This is a genomic window from Arthrobacter sp. H14, assembly GCF_000520495.1.
Taxonomy (GTDB): domain Bacteria; phylum Actinomycetota; class Actinomycetes; order Actinomycetales; family Micrococcaceae; genus Arthrobacter_C.
Map to the genome: position 1 here is coordinate 118,315 of NZ_KI914644.1, position 22,546 is coordinate 140,860.

A 22,546-nucleotide genomic window follows, 5' to 3' on the forward strand; every position below is an offset into this window, starting at 1 on the left:
GTTCCGCCGGTACCGCGGCGCCGGCGGAACCCGCTTTCGTCGGCCTGGGCTGCCTACCTTGTGCTGATCGCGCTCGCGGTCGTGTACATCATGCCGTTCCTGATCCAGGTTGCCACCTCTTTCAAGACCGAACCGGAGGCTGCGAGCAACCCGATCGGCCTGGTTCCGGAGACCTGGACGGCTGCCGCCTACGAAACGCTGTTCGAGAACTCGGACTTCCTGTTGTGGACCATGAACTCGACCATCGTCACGATATTCGTGACCCTCGGCCGGGTATTCTTCGATTCCCTCGCCGGCTATGCCCTGGCGCGGATCAACTTCCGTGGACGCAGTGTCGTGTTCGCACTGCTGGTGGCAGTGATGGCCGTCCCCGCCGTCGTACTGCTGATTCCAAAGTTCCTGGTGATCAACCAGCTGGGAATTTATGACTCCTATACGGGCATGATCGTGCCATTGCTGGCCGACGCGGCGGGTGTTTTCATCATGAAGAACTTCTTTGAATCCATCCCGGTCAGTGTCGAGGAACAGGCGCGGATCGACGGCGCAGGAGTGTTCCGCACCTTCTGGTCCATCGTGCTGCCGATGGCCGTCCCCGCGGTGATGACTATCGTCATCCTGTCCTTCCAAGGGTCCTGGAACGAGCTCAACCACTTCATCGTGTCCACCCAGAGTCCGGAGCTGACCACGCTCACCAAGGGCGTTGCCCAGCTTGCCTCCGGTCAGCTCAGCCAGGGAACGCAATACCCGTTGAAGCTTGCCGCCGCGGCACTCATGACGATTCCGGTGGCGGTCGTCTTCTTCATCTTCCAGCGCAAGATCATGAATGCCAGCGCCGGCGCCGTGAAGGAGTAATAATAGATCAGCTTCTCGGCGGTGCGGGCTGCTATTTGAGGAGTTCGACGTCGGACACCAGGGCGATATGCGCGCGCATCGCCTCGGCCGCACCATCAGGGTCCTGGGCCCGGATGGCATCGGCGATTGTATGGTGCGACGCCAACGATTGCTCCGGCCGGCCCGGTTGGCCCAAGGACTCGAGACGGGTTTCCAACACCATTTCAGCGATGAATCCCATCAGCTGGCCCAGGACGGGGGACCGTGCAGCAGATGTGATGACCTGATGGAAAAGTTCATCTCCGTGGGCTCCTTTGCCGCCGTCGGAAATCTCATCTTTCATCGTTTCCAGTGCCGAATCGATAGCCGCCAGGTCCTCGTCTGTCCGGCGTGCGGCAGCGAGGGAGGCGAGCTTAACTTCCAAGGTGCTCCTGGCCTCGGTAATTTCCGGAAGCCGGCTCTTGTGTTCCTGCAGCCCCTTGAGGACGGTGGCGATGCTCGGCCGGTACACCAGGACGGCGCCAGCTCCGTGCCGGACGTCAATGACCCCAAGAACCTCCAGTGCGACCAGTGCCTGAGAAAGGGTGGCGCGGGAAACGCCGAGTCTGTCGGCGAGTTCCCGTTCGGCCGGAAGATGGTCTCCGGGCACCAGTTTGGCAGTCTCGATGTAGCTGTACAGCTGCTCCACGAGTTGTTCGTACAGCCGCGGCCTGGAGACACGCTCCAAGGAACCGGGCGCGGCATTCCTGACCATTGTGTCCCCCTTTGGACGGGTGTTAGTGGATACGTTACATCGGCTATTGACAAAGTGGTCAAGTCCATTACAGGCTAGTCCACTGAGCCTGTAATTCATGTCACGTATCTTATCCCTGGAGGAATAGAGATGTCAGCCCCCGTCTTATCGATCATCGTCCTGGCGGCGATGTTCTTGATTGCAACAATCCTTCCCATCAATATGGGCGCCCTCGGGTTCGTGGGCGCGTTCCTGCTTGGGGCCGTCTTCCTCGGGATGGAAACGGATGACATTATCGCCAGCTTCCCCGGCGGACTTTTCCTGACCTTGGTGGGAGTGACGTACCTCTTCGCTATCGCGCAGAATAACGGGACCATCGATCTGTTAATTCAGTGGGCCGTGAAACTGGTCCGCAACCGGGTGGCGATGATCCCGTGGGTCATGTTCGTCATCACGGCCATCATTACTTCGGTCGGCGCGCTCGGTCCTGCCGCGGTGGCGATTATGGCTCCCATTGCGCTCGGTTTCGCCGCAAAGCACAAGATCAGCCCGCTGCTGATGGGCATGATGGTCGTCCATGGAGCACAGGCCGGGGGTTTCTCCCCGATTGCCGTCTACGGAGTCATTGTCAACAGCATCGTGGCAGATACCGGGTTTGAGTACAGCCCGCTGGCGCTCTTCCTCTCCAGCCTCATCTTCAACTTCCTGATCGCCGTAGTCCTTTTCCTTGTCCTCGGCGGGCGGAAGTTGCTCTCGACCCGGGCCGGGCAAATGGTCGAGCGGGGCGCCGAAGCCCGGATGAACGCCAGTGTGGGCCATCGGATCAGCGGCACCAACCGTGCCGACGACGTAAAGTACGACGACTCCGAAGCCAAGTCCGACAAGTCCGCTGGTGCAGCGCCGGCCACCGCAGCCGAAGCCAAGTCCGATAAGGCATCGCAGTACACCACCATCGCCGGATTGATCGTCCTTGCGGTCGTGGCTCTGGGACTCAGCATCGACGTCGGATTCGTCTCCATTACCATCGCGGTTATTCTGGCCCTCCTCTTCCCGAAAGCGCAGAAGGGTGCGGTCGACAAGATCAGTTGGTCAACCGTTCTGCTCATCTGCGGCATGTTGACGTTTGTTGGTGTCCTGCAGGAAGCCGGAACAATCGATTACGTTTCCGACGGCGTCGCAAGCCTTGGCATGCCAATGCTGGCCGCACTGCTGATTTGCTACATCGGTGCTGTCGTCTCCGCGTTCGCCTCCTCGACTGCAATCCTTGCCGCCCTGATTCCGCTGGCCATTCCATTCCTTGAGTCCGGTGAAATCGGAGCCATCGGTGTCATCTGCGCACTCGCGGTTGCCTCCACGATTGTGGACGTTTCACCCTTCTCCACGAATGGTGCGCTGGTTCTTGCCAACGCGCCCGAAGGCACCGACCGGGACCGTTTCTACAAGCAGATCCTCTCCTATGGCGCGATCGTCGTCGTAGCAGGACCGCCGATTGCATGGCTGGTCCTGGTGGTTCCCGGCTGGCTCTAAGGCCATCCCAAACCTAAGGACAGCTGGAACAAGTACGAAAAGAGGATTTGCGATGAACACTGAAACTGGAACAGAGGGACCGCTGGCCGGGTATCTTGTGGTGGACCTGAGCCGGGCGCTCGCCGGGCCGCATGCGGGCATGATGCTCGGGGACCTAGGCGCACGGGTCATCAAGGTGGAGAACCCGGAGTCCGGCGATGACACCCGTGGGTGGGGTCCGCCTTTCGTCGGGCCGGAAGAGGATCCGCAGGCCACCTACTTCCTGTCCTGCAACCGGAATAAGGAATCGATCGCGCTGGATTTGAAGAGCGACGACGGCCAACAAGTCCTCCGCGAACTGCTGGAACGGGCCGACGTCGTCGTCGAAAACTTCCGCCCCGGGGTGCTGGACCGGCTCGGATTCTCGACGGCGGCCATGCACGAGCTAAACCCGAAGCTGGTGATTCTTTCCATTACCGGCTTCGGCCATGACGGCCCCGAATCCAGCCGCAGCGGCTACGACCAGATCCTGCAGGGCGAGGCCGGGCTGATGTCGCTGACCGGTTCGGGCCCGGATGATCCACAGCGCGTGGGCGTTCCGATCGCCGACCTGCTCTCCGGAATGTACGGTGCGTTCGGAACGCTCGCCGCCCTGCTCGAGCGCGAACGCACCGGCAAAGGCCAAGTCGTGCGGACCTCTTTGTTGGCGGCGCTGGTCGGCGTGCACGCCTTCCAGGGAACCCGGGCGACGGTTGCGGGCGAGGTTCCGCAGGCGCAGGGCAACCACCATCCCTCCATCGCTCCGTACGGGTTGCTCAACTGCCGGGACGGGTCGGTGCAGATCAGTGTTGGCAGTGAGCGGCTTTGGTCCACGTTCGCCGGCGCCTTCGGCCTGGATGCGGGTAAGCCGGAGTTCGCGACCAATCGGGACCGCGTGCAGAACCGGGCCATGCTGATCGAAGAAATTGAGCAGGCCTTCTCCGGTTACGACGCCGCAGACTTGCTGGCCAAACTCAACGAAACCGGAACTCCGGCAGGCAAGGTCAGAACCCTTGACGAGGTCTATGCCTGGGAGCAGGTCCAATCCCAGGGACTGCTGATCGATGTGGAGCACAATGTCCTCGGCAAGGTCGACCTGCCCGGCCCGCCGCTGCGGTTCTTCAATGAGGAGGCGGGGGAAACGACGAACAAGTCTCATACTGCTCCTCCAGTCCTCAACCAGGACGGAGACCGGATCCGGCAGTGGCTGCGCAGCGCGGCCGGAGATGAGTGAGATGGCTTCGCCCGGGAAAAAGCCGCACCTGACGGCGAAAGAGCTGATCGACGTCGTACTCGACGCTGATTCTTTTATCCGGTGGGACACCGCCGTCGTCGATCCGGATCCCAGCCCCCAGTACCAGCGCGAACTGGCCGCCGCCCGCGAAAAAAGCGGACTGGACGAGTCAGTCATTACCGGCGAAGGGCTGATCCGTGGGCGGCGGGTGGCGGTCATCGTCTGCGAGTTCAGGTTCCTGGCCGGTTCCATCGGACAGTCCGCTGCGGACAGGATCGTCACAGCAGTGGAGCGGGCCACGCGGGAGAAGCTGCCGCTGCTGGCGGGACCTGCTTCGGGTGGGACCAGGATGCAGGAGGGCACCCTTGCGTTCCTGTCGATGGTCCGGATCACGGCGGCCGTGCGCGGTCACCGCCAGGCCGGGCATCCGTACCTGGTCTACCTTCGCCATCCCACCACCGGAGGGGTAATGGCGTCGTGGGGATCGCTGGGGCACGTGACCGTTGCGGAACCGGGGGCGTTGCTCGGGTTTTTGGGGCCTAGGGTCTACGAAGCTCTGTACGGCAAACCATTCCCGGAGAACGTGCAGGTTGCGGAAAACCTGTTCGACAAGGGCCTCATCGACGCGGTCGTGCCGCCGGAGGAACTCGCGACCACGGTCGACCGTGCCCTGAACATTCTCGTCCGGGAGACCGCAGCGCCGGTTCCGGAGCCGGTCACCCTGGCAATGCAACCTTCCAGTGCGGAAGCATGGACGTCGATTCAGATCTCGCGGAACCGGCGGCGTCCGGACCTGCGAAGGCTCCTCAGCGTCGGGGCGCAGGATGTCCTGCCGCTCAACGGTACCGGTCAGGGCGAAAACGACCCCGGACTGCTGTTGGCGATGGCGCGTTTTGGAGATCAGCCCTGCATCGTGTTGGGACACGACCGTCCCCGCCGGGCCGAGGGAGCGATGGGTCCGGCGTCGCTGCGGGAAGCCCGCCGCGGAATGAAACTGGCGGAGGAACTTGGACTGCCACTGCTTACGGTCATCGATACGGCCGGTGCCGCGCTGTCCAAGGAAGCCGAGGAAGGCGGCCTGGCCGGGGAGATCGCGCGGTCGCTGCACGACCTCATCGGTCTCGAATCTCCGACCATTTCCGTCCTGCTCGGCCAGGGTGCCGGCGGCGGGGCGCTGGCCCTGCTGCCTGCCGACCGGACCATTGCGGCCCAGCACGCCTGGGTCTCACCGCTTCCGCCCGAGGGAGCCAGCGCCATTGTGCACCGCAGCACGGAATTTGCCCCCGCCATGTCCGCCGCCCAGGGGGTCAATGTTGCAGCGATGTATGCCAACGGAATCGTTGACCATGTGGTCGATGAGCGCGACGACGCCGCGGATGAACCACGGGCATTCTGCCAAAGGATGAGTGCCGCGATTGAGTACGAGCTCTCCGCGCTCTCGGCGCGTCCCACCGAAGAACTGCTGCCCACCAGGGTCAGGAAATACAAACAGCTGGGACGCAATCGTCAGGACGACGGCGTAGCCGGCCCTTAGTCGGTGGGGGCGATCGAGTTTAGGAGTTGGCGGTCTTCCACCGGCGCGCGGAGATGAACGACCGTACGCCCACGATGACGTAGACGAGCAGCAGCACGAAGGTGATGGTGCTGGCGATCACGGCAGCAGGACGTTCGGCGTCGCCGGCGATAAGTGCACCGATTTCCATCACGTTCATCAACGTTCCTGCGATACCGATAATGGCGAAGACCAAAGCGATGTGGATGCCGATCTTCGGTTTCTTCACGGCGATGATGCCGGAGACCAGGATGATAGTGCCAAGGATCGCCGGAATCAGTGCCGTCCAGCTAACGAACGCGGTGGCGATGTACGAGATGACGCCGAGGGCGATGAGAACGACGCCGAGTCCGATGGTGATGCGGGGCATGGTGATCCTAACGTGGTGGGACTGTTTATCCGGATTCTACACGGCGTAGTAATCGCCGACCATGTTGGTGGGAGGTCAGGTAGCTGCGGCCAGCCGTGTCCGCAATTCGGCCACGGCGGCGTTCTCGGTGGAACCGGCGGGGAGCGGGCCGCGGCCCCACAACCAGAGCAGCACCTCGCTGGGCCCACCGGAGACCCGGCCCTCCGGTGAGCTGCTGTCCTCCCATTGGATCGACACCGATTCCGGCTTCAGGATCGCCGACCAGAACTTGCCTCCGCTTTCGATAACCACCGTGCTCCCGGAGGCGGATTCATCTGGCGTGCCGCGGCCCAGCATCACCGTCAGCACTTCATCGATGCCGTCGATTGCCAGCTCCTCGTCAATGGGGACCGCCCGGTCCAATGCTGCTTCGGCGTCGTGCCGGTGCATTGAGGCTTCATGGGCGAGGCGCCGAATCCAGAAGCCAACCGTCTGGTCATCCGGAACCCAGGATTCGGCGGGATCGGCAGGGTCGTGCGCGTCGAACTGCTCAACGACCTGGTTATAGCCTTCCTCCAGCAGGGGCAGGGCGTCCAGCTTGAGCAGTTCCTCCGGCACCCATCGCCCCTTCGGCTTCACCCCGGTGCGCATGGTTTCGGCCTTCTGCAGGAAGACGAGGGCGGTGTGGCGGGCGAGATCCTCGCCGGTCCAATCGGGACAGGCAGGTACGGGCACGGTCAGCGCCTGTCCGGCCGCCTCGTGCAGCACTGGGAAGTCGCGGGCCATCAGCTCGCGGTAGCGGCTGAGCGGCAGGGCATAAGGATAGGTTGGCGTCATCTTCCTTAGTGTAGGCAAAGAGGGTACGACGGCGGATTTTCTCCCCTAAGTTACTGGCGGGTAATATGATCGCCATGCATCTGCTTTTGCGAACCCTGCTGCACCTGATCCTGTCCCGCCGTCGTCCCAAACTGAGTGTCTGGGGCAACTCGTCCGTGCCGATGCGGGTGCTGCCGACGGATATCGATATCGCCATGCATATCAACAACGGCATGTATCTGTCGCTGATGGACCTGGGCCGGTTCGACCTGATGGTCCGCAGCGGAATCTGGGACAAGATGCGGCGCAACGGCTGGAGCCCGGTGGTCGGCGGCGAAACCATCAGCTTCCGCAAGTCGCTCAATCTGGGACAGCGGTACAGCATCGAGTCGAAAATCATCGGCTTCGACGACCGCGCCATCTACTTTGAGCAGCGGATGGTGTCCGACGGCGAGATCTACGCCCGCGCTTTCATCGCCACCCGCCTGGTCAGCAAGTCGGGGCCGGTGACCAACGAGGAGATCTTTTCCACGTTCGGAAACCCGCCGGCGGACCTGATCCTGCCGGAGTGGATCCATGAATGGCGGTTGAACAACTCGCTGCCGAGCACCCGGCGCCCGGTGCCGCACGCCTGGGCCCGGTAGCCGCCGTCGTCGGCAATAGCCTTACTTTTTGAGCGCCTTCTCGACCGGCTTTTCCATGTACGGCGCCAGGGTTGCGGCGTACGTGGCGGAGATATGGGAGCCGTCGAAGTAGGTGACGACGCCGCCGATCGCCCCGTAGCAGGTTCCATCGCGGCAGAAGTACTTGTCCATGTTGAGCGTGCTGATGTTCGGGTCATCCAGCTGATGGGCGGCTTCAATCAGAGGTGTCATCACGGCCCAGTCCTCCTTCGGTCCGGCACACTCGAAGTGATCATCCGGATTCTCAGCCAAACACTCGGGCACCGACGACGGCTTGGGGTACGTCGGGTCCTTGATCACCAGCAGGTTGGTGCCGGCGTCGGTCCACTTGCTCAGGTAACTCTTGTAGGCCTTGCGCGCCAGCTCGTTGGATTCCCCGTACCTGTGCCCCTCGACGGCGACCGACTGGCGTTCGGAGGTGACGACGAGGTCGTACTTGTCGCCCTTGGTCTCCTCCATCACCCACTTACCCCAGTCGTGGCAGTTTTCGGTCATTTCCTCCGAATCGAAGTCCAGCTTCACGTCCGTGGCATTGCAGCGCGACATCAGGTAGGTCGTGATGGTCCAGCCATTCTTCTCGGCGAGTACCTCCAGGGCCGGCAACCAGTGCCCGGCGTGGGAGTTGCCGACCAGGGCTATCTCCTTGGGGCCCGAGCCAAAGGTGCAGGTGGCGCGGTCCTCGTACGGTGGGTATGGCTGGCATTCCTCGACAAATCCCTTTGGCTTGTCCTCCTGGGCCAGTGCAGGTCCCGGAACCAGATCGGCGTCGGTTTTCGGCGGCGGGCAGTCCTCATTGCCTTCGGCGAGCGCGGCGGCACCGAAACATGGATTGTCGCCCTCGATAGCTGCTTGCAGTTGCTCGGCGGCCCTGCCCTCGCGGTACTCGACCTCCACGATCTGCACGGCTCCAACGGCGACGACGGCGGTCATCCCCGCGGCCGCGAAACGGTAGGACGCGACCAGCGGCGATCGGGTCTTGCCGAACCGGAACCGGTCTTCCACCCAGACCTTGCTTAGCCCTGCGAGCAGCAGCGTGGCGACGAGGATGAAGATCCTGTCCAGCCGGCCCAGATGGTCCCCGCTGACATGCGGCAGCAGGACAATCAGCGGCCAGTGCCACAGATAAACCGAGTAGGACACGTTGCCGAGCCACTGGACCGAACCATGCTCAAGCACCGCCGTCGGCGAATACGGGCCAGTGGCGCCGGTCCAGATCACCAGCGCGGCACCGAGGACGGGCAGGAGCGCGGTGTAACCGGGGAAAGGCGTTGAGGCGGTGTAGAACACTCCGGCAGCGACCATAGCGCCGATTCCCGTCCACGCGAGGATGGGGGCGGCCACGTCGCCAATCCGGCCGGGCTTCAAGGCGGGAAGGGTGGCGATCAGCCCTCCGAGGCCCAGTTCCCACATGCGGGCCGGAGTGATGAAGTAGGCGCTGGCCGGCGAGTCGGCGGTCGCGGCAATCGAGGTGATCAAGGAAGCGCAGATCACGGCGCCAATAACCACCTGCGCCACCCGTTTCGGCGCGAGGTTGCGGCGCCCGGCGAACCAGAACGCGCCAAGCAGGAGGATAGGCCACACTACGTAGAACTGTTCCTCCACCGACAATGACCAGAAATGCTGCACGGGGGAAGCATCGCCACCTCCGGCCAGATAATCGGTCGACGACGACGCCAGCAGCCAGTTTTCGACGTAGAGCGCCGAGGCGATGATCTCCTGGGCAATCTGGTGCCACTGCGTTACAGGTGCTACAAGCCGGGTGGCGGCCGCGGTGGCGACGAGGACCAACAGCGAGGCGGGAAGCAACCGGCGGATGCGGCGGCTCCAGAACCTCCCCAGGTCGGCGAGGCCCTGGGGAGGTTTGGCCAGCAGGTGCGATGTGATCAGAAAGCCGGAGATAACAAAGAAGATGTCGACGCCGACAAAGCCACCGGTCAGGCGGTTCGGCCACAGGTGATACAGCACAACCAGCGAGACCGCGAGGGCGCGCAGTCCCTGGATGTCCTTGCGAAAGCCCTTCACCGGCACCGCCGACGACGGAGCAGACCGGTTTATATAACGGTTTCGCATCAATTCATACCATCATTGAAGCGGGACCGGCCGCAAGTTTTACCCTGGGGTGGTTTCCTTCCAGCTTCGGCGCTGCGCCTTAAGTCCGCTGATCATGCCCTCGAGTCCCAGCTTGAAGGCCGTATCGGCGGAGGAGGAACCTTCATTCTGGTGCTGGACACGTACCGCATCAGCAAATTTGGGGTTGGACTCTGCCAATTGGCCGGACTCGAAGATATCCTTCGGCGCAACGGCGTCGAAGGCGGAACCGAAAATGAAGGATTCCAGCGCCACGATGGCGGGAACGATCAACGGCGTCGGCCATCCATCCTTCATGAATCCTGAAGTCACAGCCTCGTACATCTGCATGGTGTGCTCAGCGCCGGTCACGGCCAGCACGGCGATTACCGGGATCAGCGGCGTGTGGCTGCTGAAAACCGTGCGGTAGGACCACGCCCACTGGCGGACTGCCTCATCCCACGGCTCGGTTACGAAGCTGTCGATTGCCACCTTGGTCATGATGTGGTCCTGGATCAACACCAGTACGTCCTGCTTGGAGGAGACGTGGTTATAGAGGGCCGACGGCGCAACGTTCAGGGCGCGGGCCAGCTCCGACATGGTGAACTTCTCGTAACCGCCGGCCTTGATCAGCTCCAGTGCTCCCAGCGTGATGAGTTCCCTGGACAGCACCTTTTCCGTCGGCCGTCCGGCGGAACGATGTCCCCCGGTTGTCGCTGTAATCGCCATTAATCTCCCTCCAGGGCCCAACCTGACCGCCCGTCCAAGGGCTCCCTTAACATCTTACGGTCCGGACAGGATTAGTCTTCCTTGACCGCGACGGCGATGGCCTCTCCGAGTGAAGCGGTGGTTCCCGTTCCCTGCAGGTCGGGCGTCAGTTGCCCTTTCTCCGGTCCCTTGGCGAGCACCTTTTCGATGGCCCGGACGACGGCTTCACCGGCGGAGGTGTGGCCCAGGTGTTCGAGCATCATCGCCCCGCACCAGATTTGGCCGATCGGATTGGCGATACCTTTGCCGGCAATGTCGGGTGCGGAGCCGTGTACGGGTTCGAAAAGCGACGGATGGTCACCCTCGGGATTGATGTTGGCGCTGGGGGCGATGCCGATGGTTCCGGTGCAGGCCGGACCCAGGTCGGAGAGAATGTCTCCAAAGAGATTGCTGGCGACGACGACGTCGAACCAGTCGGGGTGCAGCACAAAGTTGGCGGCCAGAATGTCGATGTGGAACTTGTCGGTCCGGATCTCAGGAAACTTTTCCCCCATGGCCTCGACGCGCTTGTCCCAGTACGGCATCGAAATTGAGATTCCGTTGCTCTTTGTCGCCGATGTCAGGTGCTTTTTCGGCCGGTTGCTGGCCAGCTCGTACGCGTACTTGAGGACCCGGTCGACGCCGTGGCGGCTCATGATGGTCTCCTGCATCACGATCTCCCGGTCGGTTCCCTCGTACATCAGCCCGCCGACGCTGGAGTATTCGCCTTCGGTGTTCTCGCGCACCACGTAGAAGTCGACGTCGCCCGGTTCCCGGCCGGCCAGCGGACTCCGCACCCCCGGCATCAGACGCACCGGGCGCAGGTTTACGTACTGGTCGAAGACGCGCCGGAACTGCAGCAGGCTGTCCCAGAGGGAGACATGGTCGGGGACGACGTCGGGCCAGCCGACGGCGCCGAAATAGATCGCATCGAACTTCGACAGTGTCTTTTCCCAGTCCTCCGGGAGCATCCGCCCGTGCTCGAGATAGTAGTCCGCCGAGGCGAAGTCGAACTCCACGAACTCCAGGTCGAGGTTGAAGGCCTCAGCGGCCGACTTCAGCACCCGGATTCCTTCGGGCATCACCTCTTTGCCGATACCGTCACCCGGAATGACAGCAATTCTTTTCGTAGTGCCCATCTCGAAATCTCCTTCAGCGACGCGTCGTCGTCCTATTGCAGGGCGTTCCCTGCAGAACCTGAAACACAGCTTAGCTTGACTCACATCATGAGATCGTGCTCACATTATGGGGACGTGATGTTGATTACAGCATCCTGGGATTGAGGACTACGAGGAAAAATTATGGAAGATTGGCAAATACTAAGCATCACGGCGGCGTCCATCATCGCCATCGTGGTGATGATCCTGAAACTCCGGGTGAACCCCGCCATCGCGCTGGTGATCGGTGCGGCGATTCTGGGTCTCTCCACCGGACTGGGCGTTACCAAGACCACGGAAACGATCATGCGCGGTTTCGGCGACATCATGTTCGAAATCGGTTTGTTGATCGCCTGGGGCGTCCTGATGGGAGCGCTCCTCAATGAGATGGGCGCCATCCGGAAACTGGTCGATAAGCTGCTGCACGTCTTCGGGCCCAAGGGTGTCCCTTACGCGCTCGGCCTGACTATCGGTACGGCACTTCAGTCAATCTTCCTCGATGTGCTGCTGGTGATGAGCGCCCCGCTCGCCCGCCGCATCGCGCCCAAACTGGGCAAATACGGCACCGCCAAGATGGCCACCGCAATGGCAATCAGCCTCGAATGCGGCATCGTCCTGATGGTTCCGGGCGTCGCCACCGTTGCCCTTGCCGGCCTCCTGAGCGTCCCGCTCGGCGAGATGCTGATCTTCGGACTGCTCGTCATCGTTCCGACCATCGTCGTGGCGATCATGATCATGAACTTCTTCATCCACCGCGGACTCTGGAAGGCCGAATCGGACGAGCAGCAACTCCTCGAGGAGCCGGCGGGTTCGGTTGAATCGGACGAGTCCGGGAACTCCGACACGCCCATACCCGGTGCCACGTCCGACGACGGCAACCTTGCCACCGAAGGCGAAAGCTCCAAGCAGCAGACCGGCGTCGGCCTGCTCCCAGATGGGTCCCGCACTCCGGCGGCCAAGCCCGGACGTGAAGCGGGGCTGCTGGTGATGTTCGCACCGATGCTCCTCTCTCTGGTGCTGATTGGTGGCGGCGCAATTTTGACCATGGTCGGCTTCAATTCAGCCGTCACGGAATTCCTGTCGACGCCGGTGATCGCCCTGCTGATCGGTCTGCTCGGCACCAGCTTTGTTGCCCGGATGACGATCGGCACCAAGCGGGTCGAGACAGCCGTGGCCAGTGGCTTCAACGATTCCGGCCAGATCCTCATCCTCACCGGTGCTGGCGGTTCGCTCGCCGCAATCGTCGCCACCAGCGGAATGGGCGACGTCCTCGGCCAGTACTTCTCCGCCTCGACGGTGGCGCCGCTGCTGGTGGTCTGGGGAATAGCGGCAGTGCTGCATATCGCCGTCGGCTCCGTTTCCATCTCAGCCATTACGGCAGCCGGGCTGCTGGCTCCTGTCGCTCCGGCCCTTGGACTCAACCCTGTGCTGATCGCGCTGGCGGCCGGTGCAGGTTCGCTGTTCCTGGTCCATGTCACCTCCAACACCTTCTGGCTGCTGCAGTCGATGCTCGGTCAGACAACCCGCGGAACCCTGAAGAGCTGTTCCTTGGGTGTATCCGTCGCCTCGGTGGTCGCCCTCGGCTTCACCCTGGTGCTGAGTATCTTTATCTAGGAATGATTCATTGATGGAAAACAAGAACGACATCGCACCGCTGCACGGCATCCGGGTGCTCGAACTAGGCAACTACATTGCCGCACCCACTGCCGGGCGGCTACTGGCCGACTTCGGCGCGGAAGTGATCAAGGTGGAGCGTCCCCGCACCGGAGACGAGCTGCGGAACTGGCGGCTGTACGCCGGTGACACGTCCATGCTCTACCGGACGATCAACCGCAATAAGAAGTCCGTTGTCATCGATCTCCGCACCGACGAGGGACGCGGAATGGTCCTTGACCTCGTGGCGCACTCCGACATCGTATTGGAGAACTTCCGCCCGGGAACGCTGGAGAAGTGGGGCCTGGGACCCGAGGTCCTCAACGAGACCAATCCGGACCTGATCCTCACCCGGATTTCCGCCTTCGGGCAGACCGGTCCGATGTCGCAGCGTCCCGGGTTCGCCGCCGTCGCCGAGGCGTTCGGCGGTTTCCGTGAACTGGTGGGTGACCCGGACCGCCCTCCGGTACGCGTTGGCGTCTCCATCGGTGACTCTATCGCCGGCCTGTATGCCGCCTTCGGCTCGGTCATGGCGTTGTATGAAGGGGAAGCGAAGCGCGGCGGTACGCCGATACCGCTCAGCCACCGAATGATCGATGTGGCTCTGAACGAGTCCATGTTCTCGATGATGGAATCTCTGGTCCCGGATCACAGCGCCTACGGCGTCAACCGGGAACGGACCGGCGGACGGATGGAAGGGATCGCGCCGTCGAACGCCTATGTTTGCGCTGGCGGCGGAAGCATCGTCGTCGCCGGCAATGGTGACCGGATCTTCACCCGCTACATGGAGGCCATTGGGCGCCCCGATTTGGGCAGCGATCCCGGACTCCAGACCAACGCCGACCGCTGGGCCAGGCGCGAGGAACTGGATGCGGCGATTGGCGGGTGGACAGCCGCGCGAACGGCGAAGGAAGCGCTGGAGGTGCTCGACGACGCAGGGGTCCCGGCCGGGCCGATTTATACGGCTGCCGATATTGTCACGGATGAGCAGTACGCCGCCCGGAACATGATCCAGCGGTTCGATGTCTCCACCGGCGAGGAGACGCTCTTCGACGTCGCGTTTCCGGGGATCACGCCGGTCATCGGAGGGCAGTCGTTGCCGATCAGGCATCTGGGTCCGGATCTGGGTGCCGACACCCGCGAGGTACTGGAAGGCCTGCTGGGCAAGTCGCCGGACGAAGCGACGGACATCATGGCACGGATGGAAATGGAGCTGGTATGAACCCGAGTGTAAACGGACCCCTGCTGCGCGATGTGACGCTCCGGGACGGCCTGCAGCTGACCGGGGGAGTGCTTCCGGTGGAGCGGAAAGTGGAGATCGTACGGTCCCTGCTCGCCGCCGGAGTGCCCGCGATTGAAATCGGTTCGATGGCGCGCCCCGACCTGGTGCCGCCGATGGCCAACACCGTTGAACTGATCGAGGCACTGACGCCGGACGAACTGGAAAAGTGCTGGATCTGGGTCGCAACACCACGGCACGTGGAGAAGGCAGCAGCGGCCGGTGCGCGGAACATGCAGTACTGCCTGAGTGTTTCCGACGCTCATAATAAGGCCAACATCGGCCGGACCACGGAAGCCAGCATGGAGGCACTGCCGCAGGCGATCCAGAATGCGCGCGACGCCGGGGCAACCATTCAGCTGTGCCTGGCCACGTCCTTCACCTGCCCCTTCGAGGGGCAGATCGACCCGGACCGGGTGCTGAAGCTCGTGGAGGACCCGCGCGGGAAGGGCGTGAGCGACGTCGTCATTTGCGACACGCTCGGGCAGGCCGCTCCGGGGGAAGTCTCCTCCTTGATCAGCAGGGTGCGGCAGTCCGCTCCGGAACTTGGCGTCGTCTACCACGGCCACGACACCTGGGGCATGGGAGTCGCCAACGCACTCGCCGCCATCGATGCCGGTGCCGACACGATTGACGGCGCGCTCGGCGGCCTCGGCGGATGTCCATTCGCCCCGGGAGCTTCAGGTAACACCTCGACCGAGGACCTGCTGTTCGCCATGCGGCCGGACTGGCTGAACCCTGAAAACTTCGCCGATCTGGTGCGGCTCGGTGAAGGCGTCATCACCGAACTTGGCGAAGCCAACCGATCCAAATCGGCGCAGGGAACCCGATCCAAGGCCTCAGCCTTCGAATGGGTTATCCAAAGCGCCTGATTACTGCACAGAGTCAACCGGACCGCCGCGCTCGGACGGCCAGCGTCCGCCGGTCATTCGGGTGATCTGTTCGGCTCCCTCGAGCAGTTTTTCCACCCACTGGTCGCAGAGTTCGCGCGGCATCCGGAGCGTCGGCCCCATGATGGTCAACGCGCCCACCAGGTCCGCCTGGGCATTGAATACTGGGGCCGACAACCCGCTCGCGCTTGATTCGCGTTCACCGGTCGTAATTGCATAGCCGTCGTTCCGAGTCTGCTCGATGGCGAGGCGTAGCGACTCGGTGTCCGTAATCGTGCTTTCGGTTAACTGGTCCAGCTCCGAGGCGAGGACGCGTTTGGCCAGCTCCGGATCCCACGCCAGCAGGACCCTTCCGGCGGAGCCGGCGTGCAAGGGCAGGATCCGGCCAACGCGCATGTCGCGGCGCAGCATGTGGTGCGTCTCGGCCACGGCTACGCAGACACGGTAGTTCAGGGAGCTTTGGAAAAAGCCGACCGTTTCACCGAGTTCATCCCGCAGTTCGTTCAGGACCGGTTTGAGGATTTCCAGGATCTCCACACCCTGAGTCGCCGGGGCCGCCCAATACGACATCTTTATGCCAACCCGGTACCGGTCATCGACCCGGTCCAGGAACCCGTGGGTCACCAGATTGCCGACCAGGCGCTGCACCGTCGACGTCGGAAGGCCCGTGGCTTCCCGGATCTCGGTCAGTGATAGTTCAGGACGGGCCAACGAAAAGGCGCCCAAAATATCGCTGATCTTGTTCAGGACAAGTAGAGGGGCGGGACCGCGGCTGTTCTGGGCAGGCATACATCAATCCTATGGTCCACAGAGCAGACGCCATCCTCGGGCACGGAAGAACCGACGTCGACATCCTCAACTCCGGGCGGAAGTGGTCGCTTACCGGAAGGCGGGCGTCCCGGTGATGTGGTTACCGAGGATCAGGGTGTGAACCTCGTCGGTGCCTTCGTAGGTTCGGACGCTTTCCAGATTGTTGGCATGCCGCAGCGGTGAGTAGTCCAGCGTGATGCCGTTGCCGCCGAGCATGGCCCGCGCGTCACGGCAGATCTGGATGGCTTCACGGCAGTTGTTCAGTTTGCCTACCGATACCTGGTGTGGCTGCAGCTGGCCGGCGTCCTTCAGTCGTCCGATCTGCAGAGCCAGCAGGGTGCCCTTGTTGATTTCGAGCGCCATGTTGACCAGCTTTTCCTGCGTCAGCTGGTATCCGGCCAGGGGCTTCCCGAACTGCAGCCGCTGCTGCGAGTATTCGAGCGCGGTCAGGTAGCTGTCCCGGGCGGCGCCCATCGCGCCCCAGATGATCCCGTAGCGGGCTTCGTTCAGGCACTCGAACGGTCCGCGGAGTCCCTTCGCGTTCGGGAGCATGGCGCTGGCCGGAAGCCGCAGGTCGGTCAGTTCGATTTCACATTGGATGGAGGCGCGCATGGACAGTTTCCGGTCGATGACCGTGGCCTTGAACCCGTTCGTGTCGGTCGGCACCACGAAGCCGCGGACACCGTCGTCGGTCATGGCCCAAATGATGGCAACCTTGGCAACGGAGGCGAGGCCGATCCAGCGCTTGGTTCCGTTCAGGATCCAGTCGGCGTCCGGGCCCGAACCGTCGCGCCGGGCGAAGGTCTGCATGCTGCCCGGGTCGGAACCGGCGGTCGGCTCGGTTAGTCCGAAGCAACCGATTGCCTCTCCAGCGGCCATTTTCGCCAACCACTCGTTTTTCTGATCTTCGGAGCCGTGCTTGGAGATGGCGCTCATCGCAAGCGAGCCCTGGACGCTGACAAAGGTGCGCAGCCCCGAATCGCCGGCCTCAAGTTCAAGAGCGGCCAAGCCATAGTCGACGGCGGTGCGGCCCGGGCAGCCGTAGCCCTGCAGATGCATGCCGAGCAGGCCGAGCTTGGCCATCTCCGGCACGATTTCCAGCGGGAAGACGGCGTTTTCGTACCACTCCGCGATGTTCGGTTTGATGGCCGTGTCCACGAAGGAGCGGACATCCGCCCGCAGGGATTTTTCTTCATCGCTCAGGAGCGAGTCGATGCCAATCAGATCTGCCGTATCAGTCATTGGTGCCTTTCGAGAGCGGATCAGTAGCTGCGGACCAGACCGCCGTCGCAGCGGACTTGTTCTCCGGTGACGTAGGAGGCTGCGGTGCTGGCCAGGAAGGTCACGACGGCGGCGAATTCTTCCGGGCGTCCGTAACGGCGAGTCGGAATGGAGGCTTCCGACTCGGCGCGGACCTCCTCGGCGCTGCGTCCAGTCCGTTTCGCCGCTCCGGCATCAATGGTGGTCACCCGGTCGGTGTCGATGCGCCCCGGCAGCACCATATTGATGGTTACGCCGTCGGCCGCGACTTCCGCGGACAGCGTCTTGAGGTAACCGGCCAGTCCCGCCCGGGCGATGTTGGACAGCGCCAGCCCGGGCAGCGGTTCCTGGATGCCGCTGGAGCCGACGGCGATGATCCGGCCCCAACCGCGTTCGCGCATACCGGGCAGCGCGAGCGAGGTCAGGCGCTGCTGTTGCAGCAACAGCTGGTGCACGGATTTCATGATCTGTTCGTCGTCCACCTCGGCCGCGGTGCCGGGCGGCGGACCGCCGGTGTTGAGGATCAGCACGTCAATGGGGCCGAATGCCTTTTCCACTTCCGCGACGAGCAGCGCCGGAGCGTCGTCGTCGGCCAGGTCCACTTCGACGCCGACGGCGGAGGGCAGCCGGGCGGCCTCCTCGCGGACGAGTTCGCCCCGCCGGGCGGCAAGCACAACGTTGGCACCCTCAGCGGCGAGTGATTGGGCGATCGCGAGTCCAATACCCGAGCTCGAGCCCGGAACGAGTACGTTCTTTTCCTGCAGTCCGGTTTCCATTAAGAACTTACCTCCACAGTTGGTGGTTGTGATTCATTATTGGCCTGTGTATTCGGGTGCAGGTTCCGGGCTGCCGGGAGCAGGCACGTCTCCGGCGGCCAGCAGGCCGGCGAGCATTTGGTAGTAACCGACGAGTACCGACAGCTCAGTGATTCCAGCATGGCCGAAGTGCTTCAGCGCTTCGGCATGGATGTCGGATTCGACGCCGCGGCCGTGCAGCAAGGCGGAGGCGAGGGCGAGGGCAGCCTGCTCATCAGCAGGCAAGCCCTGCAGCATGCGGCCGGCCTGCAGAGTCTCCAGTTCGTCCGGGCTGATTCCAGCCGACCGGGCCACCCGGCTGTGCGCATACCATTCGTAGTCCGAGTCCAGTGCGGCAGCGACGGCGCAGATCACCAGCTCCCGGGTCCTGTCGCTCAGTGTCCCGCCAAAACGCAGCGCGGAGCCCAGTGCCTCAACTGCCTGCCCGATGCCGGGGGAGTAGAGCAAGACGTTGAACGGGCCCGCAAGGCAGCCGTCGTCGTCGACAACCAGGAACGGTCCGCCCGCCCGCGGCGGTCCGGCGACTGCTTCATACAGGACACGCTGTTCGCTGGACAGCCGGTCGGGGACAAGCAGCGGAAACCTGCCGCCCTGCGCCCGTTTGCCCGGATCGCTCGCCTTCCCGGTCACGCTGGCTGCTTCAAAAGGTGCACTCGCATCACACAACCGACTCTAACCCAGGGCGCAGGCACGCACAGGTGGGAAGATGTGTTGCCGGGTTTACATTTCCGCGTCAATAAAGCCGACGGGCAATCGCCGTCCACCAGCAAATCTGCGAGACCAACAGGCAGAAGAGCATAGGACCCGCTGCCCCGTGGTCCGGCCTACGAACGTGCTATCAATGCGCATCCGGTCCAGCTTGTTCATCAACGGCATGAGCAGGAGACGGTTCAGCATCAACAAAAGTACCGCGACGAGTTTGATGTCGGTTCTCATACCGTCGAGGTTGGGCTCCAGGAACGGGCCGGTTGCCAGCAGACCCGCCATGCCGGGCAAGCAGTGCCGTTCATCGCGGAATTGCTACCGTTCGCCGCATGCACCCCTTTCGCCTCTATTTATGAATGCGAGAATGTGTGACCTACTGCACAATAGCGAGGAGGCCGTGCTTCCTCGCGGCCGGACGCGACAAAGGAGTTTCACATGGGTTGGCTCGACCGGGAGCGTACTGTCGCCCCACCAGGCTTCAACCGCTGGCTGATTCCACCGGCAGCATTGGCTGTCCATCTGTGCATCGGGCAGGCCTACGCCACCAGCGTTTACAAAACGGCCCTGGTTGAGCATTTCGATGCGAGCCTCACCCAGATCGGTATTATTTTTTCGCTCGCGATCGTAATGCTCGGCCTGTCCGCCGCCGTGATGGGCACCTGGGTCGACAAGAGCGGCCCCCGTAAAGCCATGTTCACGTCGGCGCTCTTCTGGACCAGCGGATTCCTGGTCGGAGCGCTCGGAATTTTCACTAACCAACTGTGGCTCGTCTACCTCGGCTACGGCGTCATCGGCGGCATCGGCCTGGGCATCGGCTACATTTCCCCGGTCTCCACGCTGATCAAATGGTTCCCGGACCGCCCGGGACTCGCCACCGGCATGGCCATCATGGGCTTCGGCGGCGGTGCCCTGATCGCCAGCCCGCTCTCGGCCTTCTTGCTGTCCGCCTACGACCCGGACTCCGGCACGGAAGGCTGGGTTGCCAGCGGTGAAGCCGTCGGCATGCTGTTCATTACTCTGGCCGTCATCTACCTCGTCTACATGCTCTTCGGCGCCTTAACCATCAGGGTCCCCGCCGAGGACTGGAAGCCGGCCGGGTTCGATCCCTCGAAGGTGAAGGCAAAATCGCTCGTCACCTCCAACCACGTCTCCGCCGCCAACTCGATCCGGACCAAGCAGTTCTGGCTGATCTGGATCGCACTGTTCTGCAACGTGACCGCCGGCATCGGCATCCTCGAACAGGCCGCGCCCATGATCCGCGACTTCTTCCGCCAGCCCGACGGCGTCTCGCTGGTGAGCGTCGGCGTCGCCAGTGGCTTCGTCGGTCTGTTGTCCATCGCGAACATGGCTGGACGCTTCGGCTGGTCCACCACCTCGGACCACATCGGCCGCAAGCGGATCTACATGGTCTATCTCGGCGTCGGCGCTGGACTGTATTTGGTGCTTGCGCTGGCTGGTTCGAGTGCCACGGCACTGTACGTGGTCCTGGCGTTCGTGATCATCTCGTTCTACGGAGGCGGCTTCGCCACCCTGCCTGCCTACCTCCGCGACCTGTACGGCACGTTCCAGGTCGGTGCTATCCACGGCCGCATGCTCACCGCCTGGTCCGCCGCGGGCATCGCCGGACCGCTGATCGTCAATGCCTTCCTGGATGCGCAGGGCACCCCGGGCGAGCTGACCGCCGCGGCCTACCAACCGGCACTGTTGACCATGGTCGGCCTGCTGATCATCGGCTTCATCGCGAACCTCATGATCAAGCCCGTCGATGAGAAATTCCACGAACCGGCCAAGCCCCGGGACAACGTCCGGGCAGAATCAAGGGAGTCATAGAAATGGAAAACGCACGAGTCACAGTCGCCTGGGCACTGGTGGGAATCCCGCTTTGCTACGGCCTGTTCATCACCCTGACCAAAGTGACAGCCCTGTTCAGCTGACTACACTCGGTTCAGGATGACCAAATAGCAACCCAAACACGACGACGGCGGCACCCACCCGGGTGCCGCCGTCGTCGTAATCCAAAGGGTCATCCGCGGGTACGAATGAGTTTCTTGTTAACGAACTCGTCCATGCCGTACTTGCCCAGCTCTCGGCCGACGCCGGAGCGCTTGACGCCGCCGAAGGGCAGTTCCGCGGCCGTGCCTTCCGCCTCGTTGATGTAGACCATGCCGGTCTGCAGCAGGTCGGCGACAGCCTGGGCCCTCTCGGCGTCGTCGGACTGGATGGATGCGCCAAGCCCGTACACGGTGTTGTTGGCCAGCGCGACGGCTTCATCTTCGGAGGACACCTTGTAGACAACCGCCACCGGGCCGAAGAGTTCCTCGGAGAATGCGCGCATATCCTCGGTCACGCCGGTCAGGATCGTTGGCTGGAACCACCAGCCCGGCTGGTCAATCCTGGACCCGCCGGTGAGGACTGTGGCGCCCTTGGCGATAGCGTCCTCGACCTGCCCGATCAGGGTTTCCAAGGCGCCTTCGGAGGACAGCGGACCCATGAACGTATCCGCCTCGGATGGATCGCCCACCTTGATGCCGGTGACGGCGGAGGTGAAGTGGTCGACGAACTCATCGTGTACCTTCTCGTCCACGATGATCCGCTTGGCGGCGTTGCAGGCCTGCCCGGCATTGCCGAACCGGCCGATCATCGCATTCTTCGCTGCCTTCTTCACGTTGGCGGATTCGAGCACCAGGAAGGGGTCCGATCCGCCGAGCTCCAGGACGACCTTCTTCAGGTTCCGGCCGGCGATCTCGGCGACGGCAGAGCCGGCCCGCTCGGACCCGGTCAGGGAGACGCCCTGCACCCGCGGGTCGGCGATAATGTCCGCGGCCTGATCGTTCGTGGCGAAGACATTGACGTAGGCACCTTCCGGGGCGCCAGCGTCCTTGAAAATCTGTTCCATGGCCAGCGCCGACTCCGGACACTGCGGTGCATGTTTCAACAACACAGTGTTGCCATTCATCAGGTTCGGTGCGGCGAACCGTGCGACCTGGTAATAGGGGAAGTTCCACGGCATGATGCCGAACACCACGCCCAGGCCTTCCTTGCGGACCAGTGCCTTGCCGCCCGCGGCCACCTCCAGCTCCTCATCTTCCAGGAAGCCGGGGCCGTTGTCGGCGTAGTACTTATAGATGGAGGCGACGATGTCGATTTCCATTCCGGCCTGCGCGGCTGGCTTCCCCATTTCACGCGTAATGATCGCGGCAAGTTCATCACGGCGCTCGGTGTAAATCTCGGCCACCCGGCTCAGCAGCTTCACGCGTTCGGGCAGGGGACTCTTGTCCCACGCCTCGAAAGCGTTGTCCGCGGAGGCCAGCGCTGCCTGGATATCGCTGTCGGCGGCGGTGTCGTATTCCTTGACGGTCTCGCCGGTGGCGGGATTCTTGACGGCATAAACACTCATGCGGTTTCTCCTTCTCTGTGGCG

21 protein-coding genes are annotated in these 22,546 nt (G+C 63.0%); 10 read left to right on the top strand and 11 right to left on the bottom strand.

Going from position 1 to position 22,546, the window contains the following annotated elements:
* On the top strand, window positions 1-852 hold an 852-nt coding region (locus Y707_RS0108265; protein WP_026534728.1), incomplete at its 5' end, for a carbohydrate ABC transporter permease.
* 31 nt (window positions 853-883) lie between these two features.
* Here Y707_RS0108265 and Y707_RS0108270 read toward each other — a convergent pair.
* Window positions 884-1,585 carry a FadR/GntR family transcriptional regulator gene (locus tag Y707_RS0108270; protein ID WP_026534729.1) on the bottom strand — a complete coding sequence of 234 codons (702 nt, stop codon included), beginning with the start codon at window positions 1,583-1,585 and terminating at the stop codon, window positions 884-886.
* A gap of 129 nt (window positions 1,586-1,714) precedes the next feature.
* On the opposite strand from Y707_RS0108270, the gene Y707_RS0108275 reads away from it, so the two are divergent.
* From Y707_RS0108275 to Y707_RS24460, 3 genes are read left to right on the top strand one after another with little or no spacing between them, the layout of a single operon-like run.
* Window positions 1,715-3,091, top strand: coding sequence for an SLC13 family permease (locus Y707_RS0108275; RefSeq protein ID WP_026534730.1), 1,377 nt, complete (start codon window positions 1,715-1,717; stop codon window positions 3,089-3,091).
* A 52-nt stretch (window positions 3,092-3,143) separates the two neighbouring features.
* The gene (locus Y707_RS0108280; protein WP_026534731.1) at window positions 3,144-4,343 is read left to right on the top strand and encodes a CaiB/BaiF CoA transferase family protein; all 1,200 of its coding nucleotides are present in this window, start codon (window positions 3,144-3,146) and stop codon (window positions 4,341-4,343) included.
* Window positions 4,336-5,877, top strand: a complete 1,542-nt coding sequence (locus Y707_RS24460; RefSeq protein WP_442853283.1) for a carboxyl transferase domain-containing protein — start codon at window positions 4,336-4,338, stop codon at window positions 5,875-5,877. The genes Y707_RS0108280 and Y707_RS24460 overlap by 8 nt, the downstream gene beginning before the upstream one ends.
* A 19-nt stretch (window positions 5,878-5,896) precedes the next feature.
* Here the strand turns inward: Y707_RS24460 and Y707_RS0108290 are convergent, their stop codons facing one another.
* Together Y707_RS0108290 and Y707_RS28905 are read right to left on the bottom strand one after the other, a co-directional pair.
* Complete coding sequence (locus tag Y707_RS0108290; RefSeq protein WP_026534732.1) at window positions 5,897-6,265, bottom strand: hypothetical protein; 369 nt, start codon at window positions 6,263-6,265, stop codon at window positions 5,897-5,899.
* Between the two features lie 75 nt (window positions 6,266-6,340).
* Window positions 6,341-7,081, bottom strand: a complete 741-nt coding sequence (locus Y707_RS28905; protein WP_051441779.1) for a maleylpyruvate isomerase family mycothiol-dependent enzyme — start codon at window positions 7,079-7,081, stop codon at window positions 6,341-6,343.
* Between the two features lie 74 nt (window positions 7,082-7,155).
* Between Y707_RS28905 and Y707_RS0108300 the strand changes: the two genes are divergently transcribed.
* Complete coding sequence (locus Y707_RS0108300; protein ID WP_026534733.1) at window positions 7,156-7,704, top strand: acyl-CoA thioesterase; 549 nt, start codon at window positions 7,156-7,158, stop codon at window positions 7,702-7,704.
* A gap of 21 nt (window positions 7,705-7,725) precedes the next feature.
* Here the strand turns inward: Y707_RS0108300 and Y707_RS0108305 are convergent, their stop codons facing one another.
* The 3 genes from Y707_RS0108305 to Y707_RS0108315 form a co-directional block, all read right to left on the bottom strand.
* Window positions 7,726-9,813, bottom strand: a complete 2,088-nt coding sequence (locus tag Y707_RS0108305) for an acyltransferase family protein (RefSeq protein ID WP_035780848.1) — start codon at window positions 9,811-9,813, stop codon at window positions 7,726-7,728.
* 39 nt (window positions 9,814-9,852) lie between these two features.
* Window positions 9,853-10,539 carry a TetR/AcrR family transcriptional regulator gene (locus tag Y707_RS0108310; protein ID WP_026534735.1) on the bottom strand — a complete coding sequence of 229 codons (687 nt, stop codon included), beginning with the start codon at window positions 10,537-10,539 and terminating at the stop codon, window positions 9,853-9,855.
* A gap of 71 nt (window positions 10,540-10,610) precedes the next feature.
* On the bottom strand, window positions 10,611-11,696 hold the full coding sequence (locus Y707_RS0108315; protein ID WP_026534736.1) for a tartrate dehydrogenase: 1,086 nt from the start codon (window positions 11,694-11,696) through the stop codon (window positions 10,611-10,613).
* Between the two features lie 162 nt (window positions 11,697-11,858).
* On the opposite strand from Y707_RS0108315, the gene Y707_RS0108320 reads away from it, so the two are divergent.
* Genes Y707_RS0108320 through Y707_RS0108330 form a run of 3 tightly spaced genes read left to right on the top strand, consistent with a single transcriptional unit; the run spans window position 11,859 to window position 15,518 of the window.
* Window positions 11,859-13,328, top strand: a complete 1,470-nt coding sequence (locus tag Y707_RS0108320) for a GntP family permease (protein ID WP_026534737.1) — start codon at window positions 11,859-11,861, stop codon at window positions 13,326-13,328.
* A gap of 13 nt (window positions 13,329-13,341) precedes the next feature.
* Entirely contained in the window at window positions 13,342-14,589 is a 1,248-nt protein-coding gene (locus Y707_RS0108325) for a CaiB/BaiF CoA transferase family protein (RefSeq protein ID WP_026534738.1), read from the top strand.
* Window positions 14,586-15,518: a hydroxymethylglutaryl-CoA lyase gene (locus tag Y707_RS0108330; protein ID WP_026534739.1), complete on the top strand. Its 933-nt coding sequence runs from the start codon at window positions 14,586-14,588 to the stop codon at window positions 15,516-15,518. Before Y707_RS0108325 ends, Y707_RS0108330 begins: the two co-directional genes overlap by 4 nt.
* Here the strand turns inward: Y707_RS0108330 and Y707_RS0108335 are convergent, their stop codons facing one another.
* From Y707_RS0108335 to Y707_RS24470, 4 genes are all read right to left on the bottom strand, one after another.
* Window positions 15,519-16,325: an IclR family transcriptional regulator gene (locus Y707_RS0108335; RefSeq protein WP_026534740.1), complete on the bottom strand. Its 807-nt coding sequence runs from the start codon at window positions 16,323-16,325 to the stop codon at window positions 15,519-15,521.
* A 90-nt stretch (window positions 16,326-16,415) separates the two neighbouring features.
* Window positions 16,416-17,588 (bottom strand): acyl-CoA dehydrogenase family protein, encoded by a 1,173-nt coding sequence (locus Y707_RS0108340; protein ID WP_026534741.1) that lies wholly within the window; start codon window positions 17,586-17,588, stop codon window positions 16,416-16,418.
* Between the two features lie 20 nt (window positions 17,589-17,608).
* A complete protein-coding gene (locus Y707_RS0108345) occupies window positions 17,609-18,382 on the bottom strand; it encodes an SDR family oxidoreductase (protein WP_026534742.1) in 774 nt (257 codons plus the stop codon).
* A 36-nt stretch (window positions 18,383-18,418) separates the two neighbouring features.
* The gene (locus Y707_RS24470) at window positions 18,419-19,051 is read right to left on the bottom strand and encodes a carboxymuconolactone decarboxylase family protein (protein WP_051441781.1); all 633 of its coding nucleotides are present in this window, start codon (window positions 19,049-19,051) and stop codon (window positions 18,419-18,421) included.
* Window positions 19,052-19,561: 510 nt separating this feature from the next.
* Between Y707_RS24470 and Y707_RS0108360 the strand changes: the two genes are divergently transcribed.
* Both Y707_RS0108360 and Y707_RS33465 read left to right on the top strand, forming a co-directional pair.
* Window positions 19,562-20,956 (top strand): OFA family MFS transporter, encoded by a 1,395-nt coding sequence (locus Y707_RS0108360; protein ID WP_026534743.1) that lies wholly within the window; start codon window positions 19,562-19,564, stop codon window positions 20,954-20,956.
* A 2-nt stretch (window positions 20,957-20,958) separates the two neighbouring features.
* Window positions 20,959-21,060, top strand: coding sequence for an MFS transporter small subunit (locus Y707_RS33465; RefSeq protein WP_442853284.1), 102 nt, complete (start codon window positions 20,959-20,961; stop codon window positions 21,058-21,060).
* A gap of 89 nt (window positions 21,061-21,149) precedes the next feature.
* Here Y707_RS33465 and Y707_RS0108370 read toward each other — a convergent pair whose 3' ends face one another.
* Window positions 21,150-22,523, bottom strand: coding sequence for an NAD-dependent succinate-semialdehyde dehydrogenase (locus Y707_RS0108370; RefSeq protein WP_026534744.1), 1,374 nt, complete (start codon window positions 22,521-22,523; stop codon window positions 21,150-21,152).
* Window positions 22,524-22,546 lie beyond the last annotated feature (23 nt).

Excerpts from the sequence above, each read along its gene's own strand:
- Y707_RS0108270 (WP_026534729.1), bottom strand. The coding sequence starts at position 1,585 with ATGGTCAGGAATGCCGCGCCCGGTTCCTTGGAGCGTGTCTCCAGGCCG.
- Y707_RS0108275 (WP_026534730.1), top strand. The coding sequence starts at position 1,715 with ATGTCAGCCCCCGTCTTATCGATCATCGTCCTGGCGGCGATGTTCTTG.
- Y707_RS0108280 (WP_026534731.1), top strand. The coding sequence starts at position 3,144 with ATGAACACTGAAACTGGAACAGAGGGACCGCTGGCCGGGTATCTTGTG.
- Y707_RS24460 (WP_442853283.1), top strand. The coding sequence starts at position 4,336 with ATGAGTGAGATGGCTTCGCCCGGGAAAAAGCCGCACCTGACGGCGAAA.
- Y707_RS0108290 (WP_026534732.1), bottom strand. The coding sequence starts at position 6,265 with ATGCCCCGCATCACCATCGGACTCGGCGTCGTTCTCATCGCCCTCGGC.
- Y707_RS28905 (WP_051441779.1), bottom strand. The coding sequence starts at position 7,081 with ATGACGCCAACCTATCCTTATGCCCTGCCGCTCAGCCGCTACCGCGAG.
- Y707_RS0108300 (WP_026534733.1), top strand. The coding sequence starts at position 7,156 with ATGCATCTGCTTTTGCGAACCCTGCTGCACCTGATCCTGTCCCGCCGT.
- Y707_RS0108305 (WP_035780848.1), bottom strand. The coding sequence starts at position 9,813 with ATGCGAAACCGTTATATAAACCGGTCTGCTCCGTCGTCGGCGGTGCCG.
- Y707_RS0108310 (WP_026534735.1), bottom strand. The coding sequence starts at position 10,539 with ATGGCGATTACAGCGACAACCGGGGGACATCGTTCCGCCGGACGGCCG.
- Y707_RS0108315 (WP_026534736.1), bottom strand. The coding sequence starts at position 11,696 with ATGGGCACTACGAAAAGAATTGCTGTCATTCCGGGTGACGGTATCGGC.
- Y707_RS0108320 (WP_026534737.1), top strand. The coding sequence starts at position 11,859 with ATGGAAGATTGGCAAATACTAAGCATCACGGCGGCGTCCATCATCGCC.
- Y707_RS0108325 (WP_026534738.1), top strand. The coding sequence starts at position 13,342 with ATGGAAAACAAGAACGACATCGCACCGCTGCACGGCATCCGGGTGCTC.
- Y707_RS0108330 (WP_026534739.1), top strand. The coding sequence starts at position 14,586 with ATGAACCCGAGTGTAAACGGACCCCTGCTGCGCGATGTGACGCTCCGG.
- Y707_RS0108335 (WP_026534740.1), bottom strand. The coding sequence starts at position 16,325 with ATGCCTGCCCAGAACAGCCGCGGTCCCGCCCCTCTACTTGTCCTGAAC.
- Y707_RS0108340 (WP_026534741.1), bottom strand. The coding sequence starts at position 17,588 with ATGACTGATACGGCAGATCTGATTGGCATCGACTCGCTCCTGAGCGAT.
- Y707_RS0108345 (WP_026534742.1), bottom strand. The coding sequence starts at position 18,382 with ATGGAAACCGGACTGCAGGAAAAGAACGTACTCGTTCCGGGCTCGAGC.
- Y707_RS0108360 (WP_026534743.1), top strand. The coding sequence starts at position 19,562 with ATGGGTTGGCTCGACCGGGAGCGTACTGTCGCCCCACCAGGCTTCAAC.
- Y707_RS33465 (WP_442853284.1), top strand. The coding sequence starts at position 20,959 with ATGGAAAACGCACGAGTCACAGTCGCCTGGGCACTGGTGGGAATCCCG.
- Y707_RS0108370 (WP_026534744.1), bottom strand. The coding sequence starts at position 22,523 with ATGAGTGTTTATGCCGTCAAGAATCCCGCCACCGGCGAGACCGTCAAG.